This is a genomic window from Amnibacterium sp. (assembly GCF_036559085.1).
Taxonomy (GTDB): Bacteria; Actinomycetota; Actinomycetes; order Actinomycetales; family Microbacteriaceae; genus Amnibacterium.
On sequence record NZ_DATBTU010000044.1, the window covers coordinates 78,370 to 100,005 of the forward strand.

The 21,636-nt window shown below is 73.7% G+C and carries 23 protein-coding genes; 10 read left to right on the forward strand and 13 right to left on the reverse strand.

Annotated features, from left to right (window positions below; genetic code table 11):
* The first annotated feature begins 5 nt into the window (after positions 1-5).
* The 3 genes from glyA to VIG76_RS08060 are packed head-to-tail and all read left to right on the forward strand — an operon-like array spanning position 6 to position 3,134.
* Positions 6-1,304, forward strand: a complete 1,299-nt coding sequence (gene glyA, locus VIG76_RS08050; RefSeq protein WP_331952914.1) for a serine hydroxymethyltransferase — start codon at positions 6-8, stop codon at positions 1,302-1,304.
* Positions 1,301-2,200, forward strand: a complete 900-nt coding sequence (locus VIG76_RS08055; protein WP_331953009.1) for a bifunctional methylenetetrahydrofolate dehydrogenase/methenyltetrahydrofolate cyclohydrolase — start codon at positions 1,301-1,303, stop codon at positions 2,198-2,200. The genes glyA and VIG76_RS08055 overlap by 4 nt, the downstream gene beginning before the upstream one ends.
* 10 nt (positions 2,201-2,210) lie before the next feature.
* Positions 2,211-3,134: an aldose 1-epimerase family protein gene (locus VIG76_RS08060; RefSeq protein ID WP_331952916.1), complete on the forward strand. Its 924-nt coding sequence runs from the start codon at positions 2,211-2,213 to the stop codon at positions 3,132-3,134.
* A 13-nt stretch (positions 3,135-3,147) separates the two neighbouring features.
* Here VIG76_RS08060 and VIG76_RS08065 read toward each other — a convergent pair whose 3' ends face one another.
* Entirely contained in the window at positions 3,148-3,537 is a 390-nt protein-coding gene (locus tag VIG76_RS08065) for a DUF3054 domain-containing protein (protein ID WP_331953011.1), read from the reverse strand.
* Between the two features lie 319 nt (positions 3,538-3,856).
* Between VIG76_RS08065 and VIG76_RS08070 the strand changes: the two genes are divergently transcribed.
* A complete protein-coding gene (locus VIG76_RS08070; RefSeq protein ID WP_331952918.1) occupies positions 3,857-4,105 on the forward strand; it encodes a hypothetical protein in 249 nt (82 codons plus the stop codon).
* 4 nt (positions 4,106-4,109) lie between these two features.
* Here VIG76_RS08070 and VIG76_RS08075 read toward each other — a convergent pair whose 3' ends face one another.
* The 6 genes from VIG76_RS08075 to VIG76_RS08100 are packed head-to-tail and all read right to left on the reverse strand — an operon-like array spanning position 4,110 to position 10,260.
* Entirely contained in the window at positions 4,110-5,060 is a 951-nt protein-coding gene (locus tag VIG76_RS08075; RefSeq protein WP_331952920.1) for a glycerophosphodiester phosphodiesterase family protein, read from the reverse strand.
* Positions 5,057-6,127 carry an ABC transporter ATP-binding protein gene (locus VIG76_RS08080; protein ID WP_331952922.1) on the reverse strand — a complete coding sequence of 357 codons (1,071 nt, stop codon included), beginning with the start codon at positions 6,125-6,127 and terminating at the stop codon, positions 5,057-5,059. Before VIG76_RS08080 ends, VIG76_RS08075 begins: the two co-directional genes overlap by 4 nt.
* Positions 6,124-7,023, reverse strand: coding sequence for an ABC transporter permease (locus VIG76_RS08085; RefSeq protein WP_331952924.1), 900 nt, complete (start codon positions 7,021-7,023; stop codon positions 6,124-6,126). Before VIG76_RS08085 ends, VIG76_RS08080 begins: the two co-directional genes overlap by 4 nt.
* The gene (locus tag VIG76_RS08090) at positions 7,020-7,916 is read right to left on the reverse strand and encodes an ABC transporter permease (RefSeq protein WP_331952926.1); all 897 of its coding nucleotides are present in this window, start codon (positions 7,914-7,916) and stop codon (positions 7,020-7,022) included. The genes VIG76_RS08085 and VIG76_RS08090 overlap by 4 nt, the downstream gene beginning before the upstream one ends.
* Before the next feature lie 4 nt (positions 7,917-7,920).
* Entirely contained in the window at positions 7,921-9,087 is a 1,167-nt protein-coding gene (locus tag VIG76_RS08095; protein ID WP_331952928.1) for an ABC transporter substrate-binding protein, read from the reverse strand.
* A 60-nt stretch (positions 9,088-9,147) separates the two neighbouring features.
* Positions 9,148-10,260, reverse strand: a complete 1,113-nt coding sequence (locus VIG76_RS08100) for a TIGR03364 family FAD-dependent oxidoreductase (RefSeq protein ID WP_331952930.1) — start codon at positions 10,258-10,260, stop codon at positions 9,148-9,150.
* Positions 10,261-10,422: 162 nt separating this feature from the next.
* Here VIG76_RS08100 and VIG76_RS08105 point away from each other — a divergent pair, with 162 nt between their 5' ends.
* The 3 genes from VIG76_RS08105 (at position 10,423) to VIG76_RS08115 (ending at position 12,548) form a co-directional block, all read left to right on the forward strand.
* Complete coding sequence (locus tag VIG76_RS08105) at positions 10,423-11,118, forward strand: phosphonatase-like hydrolase (RefSeq protein ID WP_331952932.1); 696 nt, start codon at positions 10,423-10,425, stop codon at positions 11,116-11,118.
* Between the two features lie 207 nt (positions 11,119-11,325).
* Positions 11,326-11,856: a sigma-70 family RNA polymerase sigma factor gene (locus VIG76_RS08110; RefSeq protein WP_331952934.1), complete on the forward strand. Its 531-nt coding sequence runs from the start codon at positions 11,326-11,328 to the stop codon at positions 11,854-11,856.
* Positions 11,853-12,548 carry an anti-sigma factor family protein gene (locus VIG76_RS08115; protein ID WP_331952936.1) on the forward strand — a complete coding sequence of 232 codons (696 nt, stop codon included), beginning with the start codon at positions 11,853-11,855 and terminating at the stop codon, positions 12,546-12,548. The genes VIG76_RS08110 and VIG76_RS08115 overlap by 4 nt, the downstream gene beginning before the upstream one ends.
* 103 nt (positions 12,549-12,651) lie before the next feature.
* Here the strand turns inward: VIG76_RS08115 and VIG76_RS08120 are convergent, their stop codons facing one another.
* Positions 12,652-13,851, reverse strand: coding sequence for an acyl-CoA dehydrogenase family protein (locus tag VIG76_RS08120; protein WP_331952938.1), 1,200 nt, complete (start codon positions 13,849-13,851; stop codon positions 12,652-12,654).
* A gap of 56 nt (positions 13,852-13,907) precedes the next feature.
* Entirely contained in the window at positions 13,908-14,033 is a 126-nt protein-coding gene (locus VIG76_RS08125) for a hypothetical protein (protein WP_331952940.1), read from the reverse strand.
* A 140-nt stretch (positions 14,034-14,173) separates the two neighbouring features.
* On the opposite strand from VIG76_RS08125, the gene VIG76_RS08130 reads away from it, so the two are divergent.
* Both VIG76_RS08130 and VIG76_RS08135 read left to right on the forward strand, forming a co-directional pair.
* Entirely contained in the window at positions 14,174-14,626 is a 453-nt protein-coding gene (locus VIG76_RS08130; RefSeq protein WP_331952942.1) for a hypothetical protein, read from the forward strand.
* 106 nt (positions 14,627-14,732) lie between these two features.
* Entirely contained in the window at positions 14,733-16,856 is a 2,124-nt protein-coding gene (locus VIG76_RS08135) for an MMPL family transporter (protein ID WP_331952944.1), read from the forward strand.
* Positions 16,857-16,860: 4 nt separating this feature from the next.
* Here the strand turns inward: VIG76_RS08135 and VIG76_RS08140 are convergent, their stop codons facing one another.
* The 4 genes from VIG76_RS08140 to VIG76_RS08155 form a co-directional block, all read right to left on the reverse strand.
* Positions 16,861-17,328: a DUF4395 domain-containing protein gene (locus VIG76_RS08140; RefSeq protein WP_331952946.1), complete on the reverse strand. Its 468-nt coding sequence runs from the start codon at positions 17,326-17,328 to the stop codon at positions 16,861-16,863.
* Positions 17,325-17,750 (reverse strand): thioredoxin domain-containing protein, encoded by a 426-nt coding sequence (locus VIG76_RS08145; RefSeq protein WP_331952948.1) that lies wholly within the window; start codon positions 17,748-17,750, stop codon positions 17,325-17,327. The genes VIG76_RS08140 and VIG76_RS08145 overlap by 4 nt, the downstream gene beginning before the upstream one ends.
* A gap of 59 nt (positions 17,751-17,809) precedes the next feature.
* Positions 17,810-18,691 carry a phytanoyl-CoA dioxygenase family protein gene (locus VIG76_RS08150; RefSeq protein WP_331952950.1) on the reverse strand — a complete coding sequence of 294 codons (882 nt, stop codon included), beginning with the start codon at positions 18,689-18,691 and terminating at the stop codon, positions 17,810-17,812.
* Between the two features lie 77 nt (positions 18,692-18,768).
* Positions 18,769-20,052, reverse strand: coding sequence for an MFS transporter (locus tag VIG76_RS08155; protein WP_331952952.1), 1,284 nt, complete (start codon positions 20,050-20,052; stop codon positions 18,769-18,771).
* A 146-nt stretch (positions 20,053-20,198) separates the two neighbouring features.
* Between VIG76_RS08155 and VIG76_RS08160 the strand changes: the two genes are divergently transcribed.
* The gene (locus VIG76_RS08160; RefSeq protein WP_331952954.1) at positions 20,199-21,137 is read left to right on the forward strand and encodes a TolB family protein; all 939 of its coding nucleotides are present in this window, start codon (positions 20,199-20,201) and stop codon (positions 21,135-21,137) included.
* The last annotated feature ends 499 nt before the right edge of the window (positions 21,138-21,636 follow it).

Consider the following 21,636-nt stretch of genomic DNA (forward strand, 5'->3'; position numbering starts at 1 on the left):
CGGGAATGACCGCCATCGACATCGCATCCGCCCGCTCGACGTTCTCCGCCCCGCTCAGCGAGGTCGACCCCGAGATCGCCGCCGTGCTCGGCGACGAGCTGAACCGGCAGCGCACGACGCTCGAGATGATCGCGAGCGAGAACTTCGTGCCCCGCGCGGTGCTGCAGGCCACCGGCAGCGTGCTCACGAACAAGTACGCCGAGGGCTACCCCGGCAAGCGGTACTACGGCGGATGCGAGTTCGTCGACGTCGCCGAGGAGCTCGCGATCGCGCGCGCGAAGTCGCTGTTCGACGCCGGCTACGCTAACGTGCAGCCGCATTCCGGCGCCACCGCGAACGCCGCGGTGCTCGCCGCGCTCGCGGCGCCCGGTGACACGATCCTCGGCCTCGAGCTCTCCCACGGCGGCCATCTCACGCACGGCATGAAGCTGAACTTCTCGGGCAAGCTCTACCACGCGGTCACCTACGGAGTCGACGAGACGAGCTTCCGCATCGACATGGACCGGGTGCGCGACGCCGCACTCGAGCACCGGCCGACGGTGATCATCGCCGGCTGGAGCGCATACCCGCGGCAGCTCGACTTCGCCGCCTTCCGGGCGATCGCCGACGAGGTCGGCGCCAGGCTCTGGGTGGACATGGCGCACTTCGCCGGCCTGGTCGCCGCCGGGCTTCATCCGTCGCCGGTCCCGTTCGCCGACGTCGTCTCGACCACCGTGCACAAGACCCTCGGTGGCCCGCGCTCCGGCCTGCTGCTCGCCCGCGACGACACCTACGCGAAGAAGCTCAACTCGGCGGTGTTCCCCGGCCAGCAGGGCGGCCCGCTCATGCACGTGATCGCGGCGAAGGCGACCGCGTTCAAGCTCGCCGCCACGGAGGAGTTCCGCGACCGCCAGCGTCGCACCGTCGAGGGCGCCGCCCTGCTCGCCGAGCGCCTCGTCGCACCCGACTCCCGGGCCGCGGGCGTCGACGTGCTGACCGGCGGCACCGACGTGCACCTCGTGCTCGCCGATCTGCGCGAGTCGGAGATCGACGGGCGGCAGGCGGAGGACCGGCTCCACGAGGCGGGCATCACCGTGAACCGCAACGCCGTGCCGTTCGACCCGCGGCCCCCGATGACCACGTCGGGCGTGCGGATCGGCACCGCGGCCCTCGCGACCCGCGGTTTCGCCGCCGACGACTTCCGGCAGGTCGCCGACGTGATCGCCCGGGCCCTGCAGCCCGACGCCGACGTCGCGGGGCTCCGTGGCGAGGTGGCGGCGCTCGCCGACCGGTTCCCGCTCTACGAGGGCCTCGAGGCGTGGTGACACGGGCGGCCGCCACGGCCGTCCGCCTCGACGGCGCCGCCACCGCGGCGGAGCTGCGCCACGGGCTCGTCGCCCGCGTCGCGGCGCTCCGTGCTGCGGGCCTCGCGCCCGGGCTGGGCACCCTCCTTGTGGGTGACGACGCCGCCTCCCTCGCGTACGTCGCGGGCAAGCACCGCGACTGCGCCGAGGTCGGGATCACCTCGGTCCGGGTCGACCTGCCCGCCGACGCGACCGAGGCCGACGTGCTCGAGGCCGTCGACGTCCTGAACGAGGACCCGTCGGTCACCGGCTTCCTCGTGCAGCTGCCCCTGCCCGCGGGGCTCGACGAGGAGCTGGTGCTCGAGGCCGTCGAGCCGGGCAAGGACGCGGACGGCCTGCACCCGGCGAACCTCGGCCGGCTCGTGCTGGCCGGCGACGGGCCGATCCCGGGCCCGCTGCCCTGCACCCCCGCCGGGATCCTCGCGCTGCTCGCCCGCTTCGCGGTGCCCGTCGCGGGCCGGCACGTCGTCGTCCTCGGCCGCGGCATCACCGTGGGCCGCCCGCTCGGCCTGCTGCTCAGCAGGAAGGGCGTCGACGCGACGGTCACCCTCGCGCACTCCCGCACGCCCGATCTGCCGACGCTCACCCGCACCGCGGACGTCGTCGTCGTGGCGACCGGCGTGCCCGGCCTCGTGACGCCGGACTGGATCCGCCCGGGCGCCGCCGTGGTCGACGTCGGCCTCACCCGCGTCCCGGTCGACGGGCGCCTGAAGCTCGTCGGCGACGTGCATCCGGACGTCGCCCGGGTCGCCGGCCACCTGTCGCCCGTGCCGGGCGGCGTCGGCCCCATGACGCGCGCGATGCTGCTCACGAACGTCGTGGCGGCCGCGGAGCGCACGCTCGGGCGGCGGCCGTAGCGTCGTCCGCATGGCAGTTCCGGCGACCGGTGAGCAGCACGTCCTGACCCTCGACGGAGGCGCGGTCACGGCCGTCGTGGCCGAGCTCGGGGCGAGCCTCCGCGGGCTCGTCGTCGACGGCGTGGCCCTCGTGCAGGACTACGGCGCGGACGCGATCCCGAGCCAGGCGTCCGGGATCGTGCTCGTGCCCTGGCCGAACCGGGTCCGGGCCGGCCGCTGGGAGCTCGACGGGCAGCCGCAGCAGCTCGACCTCACGGAGCCCTCCCGCGGCAACGCCACCCACGGGCTGCTGCGGAACACCGGCTACCGGGTGACGGATCGCAGCGACGCCGCGATCACGCTGACGGCGCCGGTCTTCCCGCAGCACGGCTATCCGTTCCACCTCGACACGTCGGTGCGGTTCGAGCTGCAGCCGGACGGCCTGACCATCACGCACGGCGTGCACAACGCCGGCGACGCGCCCGCTCCCGTCGGCATCGGCGTGCATCCGTACCTCCGCGTCGGGGACACGTCCGTCGACGACCTCACGGTGACCGTCGCGGCAGCGACCGCGATCCTCGCCGACGACGCGAAGATCCCCGTCGGCGAGGAGGACGTGACCGGGACCGACCTCGATCTCCGGGGCGGCAAGCGGCTCGCCGGCGTCACGCTCGATCAGGGCTACACCGACATCGCGCTGATCGACGGCCTCGTGCGGCACCGGATCACCGCGCCCGACGGGTCCGGCGTCGAGCTCTGGGCCGAGCCGGAGTTCGCGTACGCGCAGGTGTTCACGACGGACGTCTACGAGACGGACGACGGACGGATCCGCGCGGTGGCGATCGAACCGATGACCTGCGCCGCCGACGCGCTCAACTCCGGCCGCGGCCTGCGCTGGCTCGAGCCCGGCGACCAGTGGGTGCCGAGCTGGGGCCTCCGCCGCATCCGCCCCTGAGCCCGCACGTGGCTCAGCGCCGGCGCGGGCGCCGGTACGAGGGGCGGGTGGAGCGCCGGTCGATCGCCTCGAGCAGCACGCGCCAGCCGACGAGGAACGCCCCGAGCACGAGCGTCGCGACGACGACGAAGGCGAACTGCACGCCTTGACCGGCGATGAGCCGAAGCAGCATCCCGACGACCACGGTGACGACCCAGATCACGATGCCGGTGGGCCAGACCGCCAGCGGCCGCCGCCATGCGCGGGCCACCGCCCAGCCGGCGGCGAGGGCGACGAGGAACGGCCAGAACGTCGCGAAGAAGCCGCCGGGGCTCAGCTGCTCGCCGTGGCTCGACCGCCCGATGACCACGAAGAGCAGCACGAGCACGAGGTCCACGACGGCCGCGACGGGCACGGGAGACATGCTCTGCACCCGTCGATCCTCGCACCGGCGACGGGCCGTCTCGGACGCCCGTCGCACCCGAAGCGGCTCGTGGGCGGCTCGCTCGCCGGGCCGCCGGCGCTCGGCCCCACCGTCCCGGCGAGCTGCCGGCGGTCCCGGATCCGCCCGTCATCGCGCTGACCCCGAGCGGGGCGCCGCGCGGCCCCTCGCTCGCTCGGTGGACCGCCGTCGCCACGGCACGGCACCGGCCCTCGTATCCGCCCGGACCAGGTTGCAGCACTTCGGTGAGCGCTCGAGCCGACGTTTCCGAGGCCCCCGCGCTGCCTCTACGCTGAGGCGGGTGCCAGCCGACGACGAGCGAGCCCGCATCCGGGCGGTCACCCGCATGCTGACGGAGCGCTACGGGGTCGTCCTCGACGACATCGTGCTGCGCACGTGGGACAACCGCAGCGTCGACCTCACGTTCGGGATGCTCGCCTCCGCGCTCAGCGCATCCGGCGGCGACGCCGAGGACGCGGACCTGTGGGCCGTCGCCCGCGCGGTCTCGCACGGCGAGGAGCTGCCGCCGATGGTGCAGCGCGCCGGCTGACGTCCTAGCGCCGCGCCCGCTCGAGGGCGGCGTCGCGCAGCCCGACCGCGAGGTCCGGATGGTCGACGAACACCCCGTCGACATCCGCCGCGATCAGCCGCGACCAGCTCGCATCCCAGTCGCCGCGCGCGCCGGGTGCCGTGCCGCGCCGGTACGTCGGCTCGAGGAACCGGTTCTCGGGACGAAGCGTCCACGTCCACACCCCGAGCCCCGCCTCGTGCAGCAGCGCGGTGCGGCCCGGGGTGACGAGCGAGGTCGGCAGGCTCACCCCGTCGAACTGCTCGAGCGCCGCGGGATCGGCGAGCTCGGCCGCGTAGGTCGGCCCGCCCTCCGGGGTGTCCGCGGCCCGGCCGTGGTCGTCGAGCAGGTAGACGATCGGCCAGCCGGCGGCGGCATCCCGCATCGCGAGCAGCGGGGTGCGCTCGAAGCTCTCGATGACGACGTCGGGCCGCTGGGGCAGCCGGGCGAGGTCGCCGGTGACGAGCTCGGTCAGCGGGAGGCCGAGCTCCGCCGACACCCGAGCCTCCTTGATCTCGACGACGAGCAGCACGTCCGCCGCGGCGGCGATGGACGCGGCGTCGGACAGGCGCAGGAGCCGCTCCGCGCCGTCGTGCACCGCGCTCGCGATCCGCAGGCGCGGCATCCGCTCCCGGGCGCGCAGCGTCTGCAGCTCGTCCCAGGTGAAGTCCTCCGCGAACCAGCCGGTGCGCCGCCTGCCGTCCACGACGCCCTCGCGCCGACGGCTCGCGAACTCGGGCCGCCCGCCCACGTCCGTCGTGCCGCCGAGCTCCCGCTCGTGGCGGATGAGGGGCACGCCGTCGGCCGTGGCGACCACGTCGACCTCGATCGCGTCCGCGCCCTGGCGGATCGCGAGCTCGAACGAGGACGCCGTGTGCTCCGGGAGGTAGCCGGGCGCTCCGCGGTGGCCGATGACGAGCGGCCTCGGGCCCCTCACCGGCCGCCGACAGCGACGGGCCGGCCGAGGAACGCCACCTGCACCGCGTCGCCGGTGCCGAAGCGGGAGCCGACCTCGTGCTGGACCGCGACGAGGGCGTCGTCCGCGGCGAGCCGCACCGTGGTCCGCCGCATGGCGCCGAGGAAGCTCGTCGCGACCACCGTGGCCGGCAGCCCCTCCGCGCCGAAGCCGAGGTCCTCCGGCCGCACGAACGCGGTGACCGGGCCGTCCGCCACGCCCGCGGCGATCGCGGGCAGCCGCACGCCGTGCACGGTGACCGTGCCGCCGGCGAGCTCGCCGGGCAGACGGTTGCTCAGCCCGACGAAGTCCGCCACGAACGGCGAGGCGGGCCGGAGGTAGAGCTCCTCCGGGGTGCCGATCTGCTCGATGCGGCCCGCGTTCATCACCGCGACCCGGTCGGCGACGGCCAGCGCCTCCTCCTGGTCGTGCGTGACGAAGAGGGTGGTGATGCCGAGCTCCTTCTGGATGCGCCGGATCTCCTCGCGGAGCTGCACGCGCACCTTCGCATCGAGCGCGGACAGCGGCTCGTCGAGCAGCAGCACCCGCGGCCGGGTGACGAGTGCCCGCGCGAGCGCGACGCGCTGCTGCTGACCGCCGGAGAGCTGATGCGCGTACCGGTCCGCCATCGCGCCGAGGCCCACGAGGTCGAGCGCCTCCTGGGTACGGCTCGCCCTGGCCTTCGCCTCCACCCGCCGCATCTCGAGCCCGAACGCGACGTTCGCCCGGACGGTCATGTGCGGGAACAGCGAGTAGGACTGGAACACCATCCCGATGTCGCGCCGATGCACGGGCGTCTGCTCGACGTCCTCGTTCCCGATCCGCACGTGCCCGCCGTCGATGCGCTCGAGGCCGGCGAGGGCGCGCAGCGCCGTCGTCTTGCCGCAGCCGGACGGGCCGAGGAGCGCCACGAACTCGCCGGGTTCGAGCGCGAGGCTCACCCCGTCCAGGGCGCGCTGGCCGGTCCCGTAGTCCTTCACGACCTCGACGAGCTCGACGGGGGTGCCGCGCTGGACGAGGGACTCGGTGGCGGGCGGGGCGATGGTCATCTGCGGGACCTCCTGGAGCGGCCGATCGAGCCCGCCGTGCTGATCACGACGAGCAGGAGGAAGACGAACAGCAGCGCGAGGAGCGCGAAGATCGTCGCGACGTAGGGGTCGGTCTGCTGCAGCAGCAGCAGGCCGGTCTGGAAGGTGGTCTGGTTCAGGAAGTTCGCGATGGTGAACTCCCCGAGCACCACCGAGACGGTGAGGAGGCAGGACGACAGGATCCCCCGGCGCAGGTTCGGGAGCACCACCCGCCAGACGGTCCTGAACCAGCCTGCGCCGAGGGAGCGCGCCGCCTCCGCAAGGATGGTGAGGTTCAGCGTGGACAGGTTCGTGCTGATCGGCCGGTACGCGTAGGGGAGCGAGATCACACCGATCGCGAAGGCGAGCGTCCACGGATCCGTCCCCAGCGTGCCGCCGAGCACCTGGTAGACGGGGACGAACCCGACCACCAGCACGACCGTCGGGACCGTGATCGGCAGCAGGCAGACGACCTCGAGCACCGCGCGAACAGCGGGGAAGCGGAGCTCCGCGAGCAGCATCGCCGGCAGGAGCAGCAGCAGCACGATGAGCACCGTGAGGACGCAGATGATCAGCGAGTTCTGCAGGCCGGTGAAGAGGTCCTCGTAGTTCGAGGCCTGCGCCGGGTCGAAGATCGCGCCGTAGTGGGCGAGGGTGAACGCCCCCGTGCCGACCTGCTGCAGCGTGAACCAGGTCATCGCGGCGAGCGGCACCGCGAACAGGACACCGGAGACGATCAGCACGACCCGTCCGGTGGCGCGGGACGGGACCGCACCGGTGAGGGTGCGGGACCGGGCGCCGACCCGGCGCCCGGCCATCCGGGCCGGGATCGAGAGGGAGCCGGGAGCGGGGGCGCCGGCTGCGGGGCCGGCGCTCATCGCTGCCACCGCCGGGTCCGCCGCTCGAGCAGCGCGTATCCGGACATGAGCACGGCCATGATCACGACCATCCCGAGGGCGAGCACCCCCGCCGTGTTGGCGACGCCGACGATCGTCTCGCTCGTCAGCTGCTGCTTGATCGCGAGCGGCACGATGCCGCCCTGGTCGATGAGCGCGGCCGCGGTGGCGTAGGAGGAGAACGCGTTCGCGAAGAGCAGGATGAAGCTGCCGAGGAACGCGGGGGCGAGCACCGGGACGCCGATCCGCCACCAGTACCGGCGGCGCGTCCCGCCGAGCGTGGCGACGGCCTCGCCCCACTGCGGCTTCAGGCCGTCGAGGGCGGGCAGGAACGTGAGCACCATGAGAGGCACGCCGAAGTAGGTGTAGGGGAACAGCAGGCCGGGGACGCTGTAGAGGATCGGCCCGTTCGCGTTGATGTCGACGTGCAGCAGGGCCTGGAGGAAGCGGGTGACCAGGGCCTCGGGGCCGATCGTCGCGATCCACGCGAACGCGAGCATGACGCCGCCGAACTGGGCGAGCACGCTGCTGGCCGAGTCGGCCGACGCCCGCACGAACCCGTCCGGCCGGGTGGAGGTGAGGGCCCAGGCGATCAGGGCGCCGAGCACCGCGCTCAGCAGCGCGGAGAGCGCGGACACCCAGAGCGAGTTCCAGAAGTCCTTGAGGATCGTGGGGTCGGTGAAGGCGCTGAAGTTGGCGAGCGTGGGGCTGCCGTCAGCGGCGAAGAAGCCGCTCGCGACGGCGACCACGCCGGGGATCCCGAGGAACAGGACGACGTAGGCCCCGAACGGGGCGAAGCCGAGCCAGCCGACGCCGCGGCGCCGGAGGAGACCTCCGGCGCCGCGGATCGGGACCCGCACGGGGGCGACGGTCATCGGATCAGCCGACGGCCTTCGACCAGCCGGACTTGAGGAGCGCCGCGGCGGCGGTCGCCTGCTCGCTCGTCAGCTGCACGAAGCTCGACGGCGGTGCGCCGACGGACTTCAGCACGGCGGGGTCGACGGTGCTGCTCTTCTGCATCGCCGCGAGGGTGGCCGGGTAGGCGCCGGATGCGAGGTACAGGTTCTGGACCTCGGGGCTGTAGAGCCACTCCTCCCAGAGCCGCGCCGCCGCCGGGTTCGCGGCCTTCGCGTTGATCGCCTGGTTGTAGTAGCTGCCCACCGCCGTGCCCGGGAGCACGAGGGTCTTCCAGTTCGGGTTCGCGGACGAGCCACCCGCTGGACCCCAGGCGAGGTTGTTGTAGGACCACTGGATGACGACCGGGGTCTGCCCGGAGTTCACCGTGGCCTGCGTCGGCAGCACCGAGATGAAGTTGCCCGCCTTCTTGAGGTTCGCGAAGAAGTCGATGCCGGGCTGGATGTTCGTCGGCGATCCCCCGCTCTCCAGCGCGGCGAGGTAGACGGCGCTCGCCGCCTCGTTCGCCTGCGTCGGGTCACCCTTGATCGCGACCTTGCCCTTGTACGCCGGCTTCAGCAGGTCGGCCATGGAGGTGGGCGCGGGGACCTTCGACGAGTCGTAGCCGATCGACATGAGGCCCGTGTAGTCGTAGTACCACTTGCCCGACGCGTCCTTGAAGTCGGCGGGGATGTCCGACCAGTTCGCGACCTTGTACGGGGTGACGAGGTCGAGGTTCTGGCTGAGCACCGCGGTGCCGATGTCGAAGACGTCGGGGGCGTTGCTGCCGGTGCCCGCGGCCTTCGCCGCCGAGACCTCGTCCGCGGACGAGCCGTTCGGGTTCTGCGACGTGATCTTGATCTTCGGGTACTTGGCCTCGAAGCCGGCGATGATCTTGCCGTAGTTCGCCCACGACGGCGGCAGGGTGATGACGTTGAGGTGGCCTTCTGCGTTCGCGGCCGCGACGAGGCCCTTCATGCCGCCGAAATCGGCGGCGGACGTGGCGGTCTCCGCCTTCGCCTTCGGCAGGACGTCCGCGGATGCGGAGCCGGATCCGCCCGACGAGCACGCGGCGAGCGCGGCGATCATCGCGCCCGAGAGGGCGACGGCGGCGGCGGCGCGGATGCGTCGCCGGGTGGTGATGTGCTGCATGGATCCTCCGGGATGGGATGGGGGTCGGCCCGGCCTGCCTCGCGGCCGGGACGTCGTGGGTCAGCCGACGAGCGGACGTTCGGCGAGCACCGATCGAGCGAGCCCGAACGCGGTGGTCATGCCGACCCCGGTCGTGACCGAGGCGACGGTGACGGACGGGATCGGTTCGGCGATGAGGAAGGGCGCCTTCGTGCTCGACGCGTACACGCCGCGCCACCGGCGGCGCACGGTGAGCGCCGAGCCGAGCAGGCGGCGGAACTCCCCGAGCAGCAGCTCGTCGGACGCCTCGTCCTCGAAGGGATCCTCGGTGAGGTCGTAGTGGTGCGTGTCACCGAGCACGAGCCGGCCGTCGGGACGCTGCGTGAACATGAGGTTCACCTGCTCGTGCAGCAGCGCGGGGTGGGCCTCGGCGCGGACGGCATCCGCCGCCGGCATGCTCGACAGGCCGTCGTAGCGGAGCATCGATAGGCCGGTGAGCACCGCGGGGGCCACCCGCATGTCCTGGGGCGGGTCGACCTCCAGCATCCGCAGCCGGCAGCGGCGCACGCCGGCCTCGTCGGCGAGGTCGGGGAAGAACCGGTCGACGTCGTGGCCGACGGCGACGACGATCCGCTCGGCGCGGATCGGCCCCCGGGTGGTGCGGACGATCTCCTCGCCCACGTCCTGCACGGTCGTGCGGCGGAGGAAGTCGACGCCGATGGCCTCGAGGTGGGCGGCGATCGCGGGGATCGCGGTCGGCGCGTCCACCCGCAGGTCCAGGGGAAGGTGCGCCGCCGCAAGCAGCCCGGGCGGGGTGAAGCCGATCCGCGCCGCAGCGGCGTCAGGGTCGAGCAGCCGCACCTCGTCGCTGCCGCGGTCCGCGGCGAACTGCTCGAGCACCGCGCGCTCCGCCTCGGTGCGGCCCAGGACGACGGTGCCGTCCGTCCTCACCGGGACGCCGCCGTCGGCGGCGATCGTCAGCCAGTCCTCGCGGGCGGCGCGGGCCAGCTCGAGCACGAGGCCGGCCTGGGCGGTCGTGCAGACGTGGCCGAAGTTGCGGATGCTGGCCCCCACGGCGAACTCGTCGCGCTCGACGACGAGCACCTCGAGGCCGGCGCGGTGCGCGTGCCAGGCATGGGCGAGGCCCACGATGCCACCGCCGACCACGACCAGGTCGGCTCTCCGTTCACGCACGGAGGTCAGCGTGCCCTTCGTGAAGCCCTCGGAACGGGGAGATGCGGGACTGTGCATCGGCTGTTCGCCGGCCCGTCACGAATGTTCCCCATCGGCGAACTGTCGGTGAACGACCGGGGTGCGGCCCCCGCCGGCGCCCGGCCGGGAGGCAGGATCCGGGGCGTGCCGATCCGACTCGCCTCCCTCGACATGGCCGGGACGACCATCGACGAGGGCGGTGCGGTCTACGCCGTCCTGCGCGACTCGGTCGAGCAGGCCACCGGCCTCGAGGTGCCCGACGAGCTGCTCTCCTCGTGGAGCGGCACGTCGAAGTTCGAGGCCATCGAAGGCCTGCTCGTCGCCCTCGACCGGGACCCGGCGGCCGCGCCGGAGATCTTCCGCCGCTTCTCGCTCGCGCTCGAGCGCGCCTACCGCGACGACCCGCCGGTGCTGCTGCCCGGCATCGCCGAGGCCGTGCACGGGCTCCGAGAGGCCGGGGTGCGGGTCGCGCTGCAGACCGGCTACGCCCGCGAGGTGGCGCAGGGCCTGCTCGACACCGTCGGCTGGCGGGTCGGCGACGACATCGACGCGCTGGTGACCGCCGACGACGTGCCCGCGTCGCGCCCGGCTCCCTTCCTGATCTTCGCCACGATGTCCGCCACCCGCACGACCGACGTCGCCGAGGTGCTCGTCGCCGGCGACACCGTGAACGATGTGCAGGCCGGCACGAACGCCGGCGCACGGTACGTGGTCGGCGTGCTCACCGGCGCGCACACCGTGGCCGAGCTCGGGGCGGCGCGGCACACCCATCTGCTGCCGTCGGTCGCGGATCTGCCCGCGCTGCTCGCGGCTTCGGGGGAGCTCCCCGCCGCCCCCTGAATCGCGCCGTTCCGGAGTTCTTGAGCGACACGCCGCAACCGGAGCGCCCGCCGCGGCGGGTCGTCCGGTTTCTCCGGAACGGCGCGATTTGAACCGGATGGGGCGCGGATCCGTCTGTCCGGGTGAGACCCTGACGACCGGACCCACCATGCCTGCATCCCGCCGACGCTCGACGCGCTCGCCGCGTCCCGCACTGGAGCGCGCCTGATGCGCGCCGGACGGCCCCGGTCCGCCGCCGATCCGTCGATCGCGCTGCTGCAGGCGCTGCAGCACGAGCACGGCGACGACCTGCTCCGCTACGCCCTCCGGCACACCCGCGACCGCGGCCAGGCGGAGGACGTGGTGCAGGAGACCTTCGCCCGCGCGTGGCGGCATCCGCTCGCGGTGAGCGGGAGCAGCGGCTCGGCGCGCGCCTGGCTCTTCACCGTCGCCCGCAACCTCATCGTCGACGAGGTCCGGAGCGCGCGGCACCGCCGCGAGATCGCGGTCGAGTCGGTGCCCGAGCAGGCGGTGGGTGACCAGGCCGACGCGCTGCTCGACCGCATCCTGCTCAGCGACGCGCTCACGGCGCTCTCGCCCGACCACCGCGCGGTGCTGCTCGAGGCGTACTGGGGCGGCCGGTCGGTGCACGAGATCGCGGAACGGCTCGGCGTGCCCGAGGGAACCGTGAAGTCGCGGCTGCACTACGGCATGCGAGCGCTGCGCCTCGCCCTGCAGGAACGGGGGGTGACCCGATGAGCGGGGAGCCGCGGCGCATCGGCCCCGACGACCGCTACGCGGAGTGGGATGCCGCCTACGTGCTGGGCGCGCTGAGCTCGGCCGAGCGGCTCGAGTTCGAGGCGCATCTCGGCACCTGCGCCGCCTGCTCCGCGCGGGTGGCCGAGCTGGCCGGGATGCCCGGGATCCTCGGCCGGCTCGACGGGGAGTCGGCCGAGGAGCTCCGGGACCTGCCGGAGGACGCGGACGAACCGCTGCGCACGGAGGGCGCCGTCGCCCATCTCGCCAAGCGGGTGCACCGCCGCCGCAGGGTGGCGGCGCTCGCGGGGGCGGCCGCGATCGTGCTGGCCGCGGTGGGCGGTGCGACGCTCGGCAGCGTCCCGTCCGGACCGGCCGCGGCAGCCACGCGGCTCGAACCCGTGGGCGGCTCCGCCGTCTCGGCCGAGCTCACCGCCACGGCGGTGCCCTGGGGCACGAGGCTCACCTGGAGCTGCCACTACCCGTCCGGCGGGGGAGCGTACGGGGAGGAGGCCTACCGGCTCGTCGTGACGACCACCGGCGGCAGGACGGCGACCGTGGCGACGTGGGCCGCGCATGGGGACGGCGCCAAGGGGCTCGCCGCGGCGACGAGCATCGCCGAGCGCTCCATCCGCACCGTGGAGATCCGCACGGACACGGGCGGTGTGGTGGCCCGGGCCTCACTCAGCGGCTGAGCCCGCTCCCAGATCGCGCCGTTCCGGAGTTCCTTCGCGACACGCCGCCTCGGAGCGCCCGCCGACGGCGTGTCACCAGATTTCTCCGGAACGGCGTGATGAGTCAGCGGATGCGGAAGGCCGGGATGCCCGTCATCGCGGCGCCGAGCACGAGGGTATGCACCTCGTCGGTGCCCTCGTACGTGCGCACGCTCTCGAGGTTCAGTGCGTGGCGCAGCGGTGACAGCTCGGTCGTGACGCCGTTGCCGCCGAGGATGGTGCGCGCCTGGCGGCACACCTCGATGGCCTCCCGCACGTTGTTCAGCTTGCCGAACGACACCTGCTCCGGCGTGAGGCGGCCGGCATCCTTCCGCCGCCCGAGGTGGAGCGCGAGCAGCACACCCTTCTCGATCTCGAGCTCCATGTCGACGAGCTTCTGCTGCGTCAGCTGGAACGCCGCGATCGGGGACCCGAACTGCTCGCGCTGCTGCGCGTAGGCGAGGGCGACCTCGAGGGCGTCGCGGGCGGCGCCCATCGCGCCCCAGACGATGCCGTAGCGCGCCTCGTTCAGGCAGCGCAGCGCCGCCCCGAGCCCGCGGGCCTCCGGCAGCAGCGCGTCCGGCGGCAGCCGCACGTCGTCGAGCACGATGTCGCACTGCACGGATGCGCGCATCGACAGCTTCGGCTCGATCGGCGTCGCGGTGAAGCCGGGCGTCGCCGTCGGCACGAGGAAGCCGCGCACGCCGTCCTCGGTGCGCGCCCAGATGACCGCGACCTCCGCCTTCGACGCGAGGCCGATCCAGCGCTTCGAGCCGGTGATCGACCATCCGGCGTCGGGCGTCGGCGTCGCCGTGGTGCGCATGCCGGCGGGATCGGACCCGGCCTCGGGCTCCGTGAGGCCGAAGCAGCCGAGCACCTCGCCGGTGGCCATCGCGGGCAGCCAACGCTCCTTCTGCGCCTCGCTCCCGTACCGGTGGATCGCCGTCATCGCGAGCGAGCCCTGCACCGACACGAGCGTGCGGATGCCCGAGTCGCCCGCCTCGAGCTCCATCGCAGCGAGCCCGTACTCGACCGCGGAGCGCCCCGCGCAGCCGTAGCCGCTGAGGTGCGCGCCGAGCAGGCCCGCGCGCCCGAGCTCCGGCACGAGCTCGTCCGGGAAGACCGCATCGGCGAACCACCGGGCCGCGTTCGGCCGGATCGCCCGCGTGACGAGGTCGCGCACGCCGTCGCGCCACTCGCGCTCGCGGTCCGTCAGCTCGTCCTCGAGGGCGAGCAGGTCGATCGGATGCTGCTGCAGCGGGGCGGACGGCGTCGTCGAGGTCACCGACGCATTCCACCACGGCCGCGGGAGCGCCACGCGCGGCGTCGCACCGCCCGCGCTCAGAGCGTCGGCGTGAAGAAGCCGCAGTACCCGCACTCCCAGAAGGGGTACCGCTCGGTCCCGGTCCAGCGCAGCATGTGGAGGCACCGCGGGCAGTTCGGTGGATCGTCGCCCTCGAAGTCCATGACGGGACGGTAGGCGCGGATCGGGGCCCGGGACTTCGAGGTCGTTGGGCAGTCGCCGTGCGTCGGGTCGGAGCGGCGTGGTGGTGCGCCGTGAACTGGGGCGCGCGCCGCGCGGCCGCTCGCCCCTACCGTTCCGAGCCATGAGCACATCCGCACACCGGGGGCCGGCGCCCTGGACGATCGCCGGCTGGAACCGCCGCGCGGCGCACGCGCTGTGGGACCGGCGGATCGGCCGCGCCGCCGCGGAGGAGCTCGCCGTCGTGCGGCTGCCCGCCTACCGGGCGCTCGCCGCCTTCCTGCTCCTGCTGGTCGCCGCGTGGGTCGTACTCGTGGTGCTCCCGGTCCACTGGCCGGTGCTGCAGATCGTCGCCGCGCTGCTCGTGCTCGCCGTGGCGATCGTCGCGGTCGGTGTGCGCCCGATGCGGCGCGCCGGCCGGGCGCTCCGGGACGCCGTCGATCGCTTGGGGCAGGACGTGCGCGGCCCGGCGCCGCTCAACGACGGCCGGGCATTCGACGCCTGGGTGCGCAGGAACGACCTGAACGATCGGCTGCGGCGCACGGACGTGGCGGCGCTGCTCCGCTCGATCCGCTGAGCCGGCTCCGCGCGGCTCGGCTCCCGGGCGGCCCGAAACGGCACGCCGCGCCCCCTCCTCCTTCGAGGATGCTGCGTGCGGGGCGGGAGCACGGCATGCTCACCCCATGGCGAACACAGGGATCGCAGGCGCGTCCACCCGCCGAGGGACCGTGCTCCGCGTGGTCGCCGCCGTGGTGGTCTTCGCCGCCTGGCTCGGCATCTCGTCCGTGGGCGGCCCCACGTTCGGCACGATCTCCGACGTCACGAACAACGACCAGACGTCCTACCTCCCGGCCACCGCGGAGTCCACGCGGGTGCAGACGGCCGAGACGCGCTTCTTCGGCGCCGACACCATCCCGGCCGTGGTCCTCTTCGTCCGACCCGGCGGCCTCACCGCGGCCGACCGCGCCGCTGCGGCCGCGGACGTCGAAGCGCTGAAGGGGATCGACGGGGTCACCGCCGCGTCCCCGCCGATCCCGTCCAAGGACGGGAAGGCGCTCGAGGCGCTGCTCCAGATCGACGCGAAGGCCGACGCCACCGTGGTCGTCGGCGACCTCAGGGACACCCTGAAGACCCGGGCCGTCCCCGGGCTGCAGACCTGGGTGACCGGCCCCGCGGGGCTCGGCGCCGACTTCGGCGCCGGCTTCAGCGGCATCGACGGCGTCCTGCTGCTCGTCGCGCTCGCCGCGGTGTTCGTGATCCTGCTCATCGTCTACCGGTCGCTGCTGCTGCCGATCGTGGTGCTGCTCACCTCGAGCTTCGCGCTGACCGGCAGCATCCTCGTCGTCTACCTCGTCGCGAAGGCCGGCTGGGTGACCGTGACGGGGCAGAGCCGCGGCATCCTCGCGATCCTCGCGATCGGCGCCGCCACGGACTACAGCCTGCTGCTCGTCGCGCGGTACCGGGAGACGCTGTCGACCGAGCGGCGGCACCTGACGGCGCTGACGAAGGCGTGGAAGCGGTCGATCGAGCCGATCGGCGCCTCGGCCGCGACCGTGATCCTCGCGGTGCTCTGCCTGGCCTTCTCCGACCTCAACTCGAACAAGGGGCTCGGGCCGGTCGCCGCGATCGCCATCCTGTTCTCGTTCCTCGCCGCCGTCACGGCCCTGCCCGCGATGCTCGCCCTGCTCGGCCGGGCCGCCTTCTGGCCGCTGATCCCGCGCTTCGACCCGGCGGCCGCCCCGGATGCGCCCCGTGTCGGCCGCTTCTGGAGCGGGGTCGGCGCTCGAGTCGCGACGAGGCCGCGGCTGCTCTGGATCGGCACCACGGTCGTGCTCGGCGTGCTCGCCCTCGGTCTCACGCAGCTGCAGGCGAGCGGGGTGCCGCAGACGGATGTGCTGCTCACCCCGTCCCAGGCAGTCGCCGGCCAGAAGGAGCTCGCGAAGCACTACGACGCCGGCAGCGGCAGTCCCCTGGCCGTGACGGCGCCGGAGGCGTCGCAGCAGCAGGTGCTCGACGCGGTGAAGGCGACTCCGCACGTCACGGACGCGTCGGTCTTCACCGGCACGCAGGGTCCGCCGACCGGGGCTCCGGCCGCGGCGAAGGTCGTCGACGGCCGGGTGCTCCTGCAGGCGACCCTCGACGAGCAGGCGGACTCGGCGGCGGCCCAGGCCGCCGTCAAGGATCTCCGGAGCCGGCTCGCGACGGTCGAGCCCGCCGCGGAGGTCGGCGGCACCTCGGCGCTCGACCTCGACACGAACCTCACCGCGCAGAAGGACCTCCGCACGATCATCCCGATCGTGCTTGCGGTGATCCTCGTGATCCTCGCGCTGCTGCTGCGGGCGCTCGTCGCCCCGCTGCTGCTCGTCGCCACGGTGGTGCTGTCCTACGCGGCGACCCTCGGCGTCGCCGCGGTCGTCTTCCGCTACGGCTTCGGCTTCCCGGGCGCGGACCCGTCGGTGCCGCTGTTCGGGTTCGTGTTCCTCGTCGCGCTCGGGGTCGACTACAACATCTTCCTCATGACCCGCGTGCGGGAGGAGTCCGCCCGCCAGGGCACCCGTCGCGGCGTCATCGTCGGCCTCATGGTCACCGGTGGCGTGATCACGTCCGCCGGCATCGTGCTGGCGACCACGTTCGCGGCGCTCGCCGTGATCCCCATCCTGTTCCTCGTGCAGATCGCCTTCGTCGTGGCGTTCGGGGTGCTGCTCGACACGTTCCTCGTGCGGACCCTGCTCGTGCCGGCGCTCTCGCACGACATCGGCCGCACGATCTGGTGGCCGTCCCGCCTGGACCGGGCAGCGAAGCGCTGAGCCCTCAGCGGGGCCGGATCAGGCGAGCGCGGACGAGCAGCAGGTAGAGCTCGCAGCCGAGGCAGAAGCCGAACGCGGCGTTCAGGAAGGCGGCGACGAAGGCGATGCCGGCCGCGATCGGGGCGGCGAGCGGGACGCCGAGGATCGTGAGGACCAGGCCGATGCCGGTGACCAGGAAGCCGACGAGCTGGGCGAAGGTCGGGGGCGCCGCGTCCTCGAGCTCGGCGGGCGGCGCGAGGCGCGGGCGCACGAACCGGCGGAACAGGGCACCGTACGGGTGCCGCCGGATGCCGGCGAAGGCGCCCCACGCGAAGAGGGCCGTGACCGCCGCGAGCAGCACCGCCGCCGCGACCGTGGCGCCCGCCACCCCGAGGAACACGTCGACGAGCAGCACGACCGCGGTGATCGCGGCGCCGAACCGCGGCGCACGCGGGTCGACGACGGCGGGGCGGACGGCGACGGATGCGGTCATGCGGGCGACTCCAGCAGCAGGTCGAGCTCGCGCTCGAGCGAATCGGGGCGCGGACGGCCGCCGATGCGGCCGCGCACGCGACCCTCGGCGTCGAGCAGCAGGGTGGTCGGCGTCTGCAGGATCTGGAAGCGGTCGGCGAGCGCGATCCGCTCGCTCACGTCCACCTCGAGGTGCACGACGCCGGCGCGCTCCGCCGCGGTCGCGCCGAGCAGGCGCGCGGTCGGCGGGCACTGCGTGCACATGGGCGTGGAGAGCTGCAGCAGGGTGGCTCGAGAGCCGAGGGAGGCAGCGCCGACCTCGTGAGCGCGCACCACCGGCCCGCGCACCCGCCGGGCCCGCCCGGTCGTCGCGCGCTTCAGCAGCCCGAGCGCGGTCGCGGCGAGCACGAGGGCGGCCACGACCAGCGCTGCGATCCCGACCACGCCGTCACGCTATGCGGCGGCGGCCCCCGTGCTGCCCGGATGACGGCATGTGACGACGGTCAGGCCTCGCCCATCATCAGGCCCTCGATGTCGTGCTTCTGCGTGATGGGCGTCAGCTCGTCGGCGATCGGGCAGACGAGGTGCTGCTGCACCCGCTCCGGCAGCGCGTCGTAGTACGCGCGGGTGACCGCCATGTCGTGGTGCTCGGCGTTGCCGGCGCCGGGGGCGTCGACGCCGAGCACGAGCACCGGCCGCGGCGACTCCGAGACGTTCTTCGTGCCGTGGTGGATGGTGAGCGCGCTGCGGGCCGAGATGTCGCCCATCTTCGGGTACTTCCGCTGCGCGAGGCCCTCGTAGCGCGACCACATCGACTTCGGCGGGAACATCTCGTGGTCGAACTCGGGGGAGAGGTCGAACTGCGTGCCGGGCGCGATCTCGAAGGGGCCCATCTCCTCGACGGTGTCGATCGCCGTCAGGTTGAAGGCCAGCGACGTGAGCCGCTTCTCGGTCTTCGTGGCCTCCGGCATCCGGAAGTCCCGGTGCCACGGCTGGTCGGTCGCGCCGGGGAAGGGGATGTCGAAGCCGAGCTCGACGATCTGGTAGTCGGATCCGAGGATCGCCTCGCAGACCTGGCGCACCCACGGGTGGTCGACGAGGTCGACGAAGCCCCGCAGCTGCTCCGGGTGGATCTCCACGTAGTAGCGCCGGCGACCACGGCCGACCGCGCCGCGCGGGCGCGCGAGGGCCTCGTGGAAGGCGCGGTAGATGTCCTCCGCCATGTCGACGGTCCACTGGCGGGAGAACGCGCCCTTCCTCGCGATGATGCCGTCGCCGTAGATGCCCTCGACGATCGCGCGCACCTCGTCGTTCGCGCCGTCCGGGATCGGCAGCGGATCCGGGCGTCCGATGCTCAGGGATTCGAGGGCCGTGGTGTCCGTCATGGTCTCCTCCAGGGGCTCGAGAAGCGATCGTCCTCGACCGTGCCGCGATGCTACGACCGGCGTCTTGGAGCGGCCGGTCAGCCGGCCGACTGCTCGACCGGCGCCCGCTCGGCGTGCGCGGGGAGGATGCGGCCGAGCCGCAGCGCGCCGAGGGCCGCGAGCGCCGTGCCGATCACGATGAGGACGACCCAGGAGATCGGCGCGGGGCCGCCGAGCAGCACGCCCGCCATCAGCGGCCCGATGAGGTTGCCGAGCGGGAAGGTGCTCGACGCGAGCGCGTTGTAGCGGCCGCGGAGGTGGGGCGGAGCGAGCACGTTCGGCATCGCGCCCGAGACGGGGCTGAAGAAGGTCTCGCCGAGCCCGAAGATCGCGAGCGCGACGACGAGCACGACGTCGGCGGCGAGGCCCTGGAGGGCCGGGAGCACGGCGAGCCCGGTCGCCACCCAGGACACGGACCAGAGCGCAGCGGTGAGCGCGAGCAGCCGGGTGCGCCGCCAGTGCCGGGTGAGGCGCACCACGGGCAGCTGCGCGAGCACGATCACGGCGGTGTTGACGGCGAACGCGATGCCGACGACCCGCGGCGTCGCGTGCCCCTCGAGGGTGGCGAAGGCCGCCCAGGGCCCGTCGAGCTGCGCGTACCCGAACACGCAGATCCCGAGCACGAGCAGCAGGTAGCCGGTGAACGCGCGGTCGGTGAGGACCGCCCGGTAGCCGCGCTCGTGGGGCTCGCGGGAGGCGTGGTGGCGCTCGCGGTCAGGATCCGGGCGGTAGCCGGGTGTGCCCCGCATCCCGAGCACGACGAGCAGCGCGAAGATCGCGGTGGTCGTCGCGTCGATCGCGTAGACGAGCTGGAAGCTCGCGGGGTCGTCCAGCGTCACGATCCAGCCGGATGCGAGGCCGCCGATGCCGATGCCCGCGTTCATCACCCCGAACCGCAGCGCGAAGGCGCGCGGCTGCTCGGCGAGGGGCACCTGCCCGGCGATCAAGCCGTTCAGCGCGGGCCAGGCGATCCCGTTGCCGGCGGCGATCACCGCCACCGCGGCCGCCGCCTCGAGCACGTCGCCGCCGAGCGCGAGCATGGCGGTGCCGATCGCCTGCGCGGCCAGGCCGGCCACCAGCATCCGGCCGAGCCCGAACCGGTCGCCGAAGGGGCCGCCGACCGCCGTCGCCGCCATGCCGACCACCGCGGAGATCGCGACGACGACGCCGGCGACCGCGAGCGGCACGTGCCGGGCCCCGTGCAGGTAGACGAGCAGGAACGGCATCGTGAGGCCGGTGCCGAGCGCGGAGACGAGGGTGCCCGCGAGCGACAGCCGCCACGCGCGACGGCTGCGGCGGGCGGTCACCTCGGTCGCAGTCACCCCGAGACGGTACAGACCCGCCTCGACAGCGGGCCGACCGCCGCGCCCGCGGCGCATCCACCCTGGAGGTGACGGACGGAGGCGTGCTGCACCATGGCGGATGAGCGCGCCGGACGCCACGTCCGTCGCCGATCGGGAGGAGCCGCATGCCGGTGGACCAGGATGCCGCGAACAGGGGCACGGACGAGCCGCGCGGGCGGACGCTGCTGCCGGGGCAGCGCTCGGTCGTGCACATCGCCGACACGTCCGGCACGGTCCGCGAGCTCTGGTCATCCGATCAGGTGCTCGTCGAGGCCCCGAACTGGACCCTCGACGGGGCCGCCCTGCTGCTGAACGCCGACGGGGACCTCTGGCGCCTGCCCATCGACGAGCCGGTGCTCGAGCGGGTCCCGACCTCGGGGCATCCGCCGCTGAACAACGACCACGTGCTCGACCCCGACGGCGAGCACGTCTTCGCGTCCGCGAACGACTGGCACCTCTACCGCATCCCGCTCGCCGGCGGGGCGGCGGAGCGGATCACCGACGGCCCGGACGACCGGCCGGGGCTCATGCACTTCCTGCACGGCATCTCGCCGGACGGGCGCACGCTCGCGTTCATCGGACTCGAGGCCGCCTCGGGCGTGGACGGCGACTTCGGCACGGCCCGCTCGAACGTGTTCACGATCCGCGCGGACGGAACGGACCTTCGCCAGGTCACCGACGACGCCGCGCCGACCGACGGCAGCGAGTTCTCGCCGGACGGCGAACGGCTCCTCTTCAACACCGAGGTCTTCGACGGGCACGCGCAGCTGGCCCGCATCCGCCCGGACGGCACCGGCCTCGAGCAGCTGACCTTCGACGAGCGCGTGAACTGGTTCCCGCACCCGTCGCCGACCGGCGAGCACGGCTACTTCCTCGCCTACCCGCCGGGGACCACGGGGCATCCGACGGACCGGCCGGTCGAGGTGGAGCTCGTCGAGGGGGACCGGTGGTCGGAGGGCCGGACGATCGCGGCGTTCAACGGCGGCCAGGGCACGCTCAACGTGAACGGCTGGGACCCGACGGGCGAGCGCTTCGCCTTCGTGAGCTACCCGATCGCCGGCTGACGCGTCAGCACTGCGTAAACGACGGAGTTCTCGCGCCGGACCGGCCCGCATCCGCTTGAACTCGGCCGGCGGATGCGGTTTCTCCGTCGATCGAGCAGGGTCGCGAACGCGGGCCCTGCCGGTCGCTCAGTGGCGAGGCATCGTGGTGCCGCACCAGCGGCAGGTCCAGTAGCGGTGACGACCGCCGCCGACGGCCGTGAGCGCGACGGCGCACTCGGGGCAGGGCGGCTCGGGCGCGAGGGCGGCCGAAGCGGACGGAGCGGATGGTGCGGTCGTGGGCATCGGTGCCTCCAGGATCGGGGTGTCCTGCCAGCATCGGCCGCCTCGAGCCGCACCTTCCGGAGCGGGAGCCGAAAAGATCGGGCGATCTTGCTCGATGGAGAAGTCAGCCGCCGTCCCGGGCGTAGGCATCCGTGCCGCGTGTAGGCCGGATGGCGCCCGTCGCCCCTACGCCCGGGGCATCTGCCGACGCGCGGGACGAGTCGCGCGCGGTGGCGAT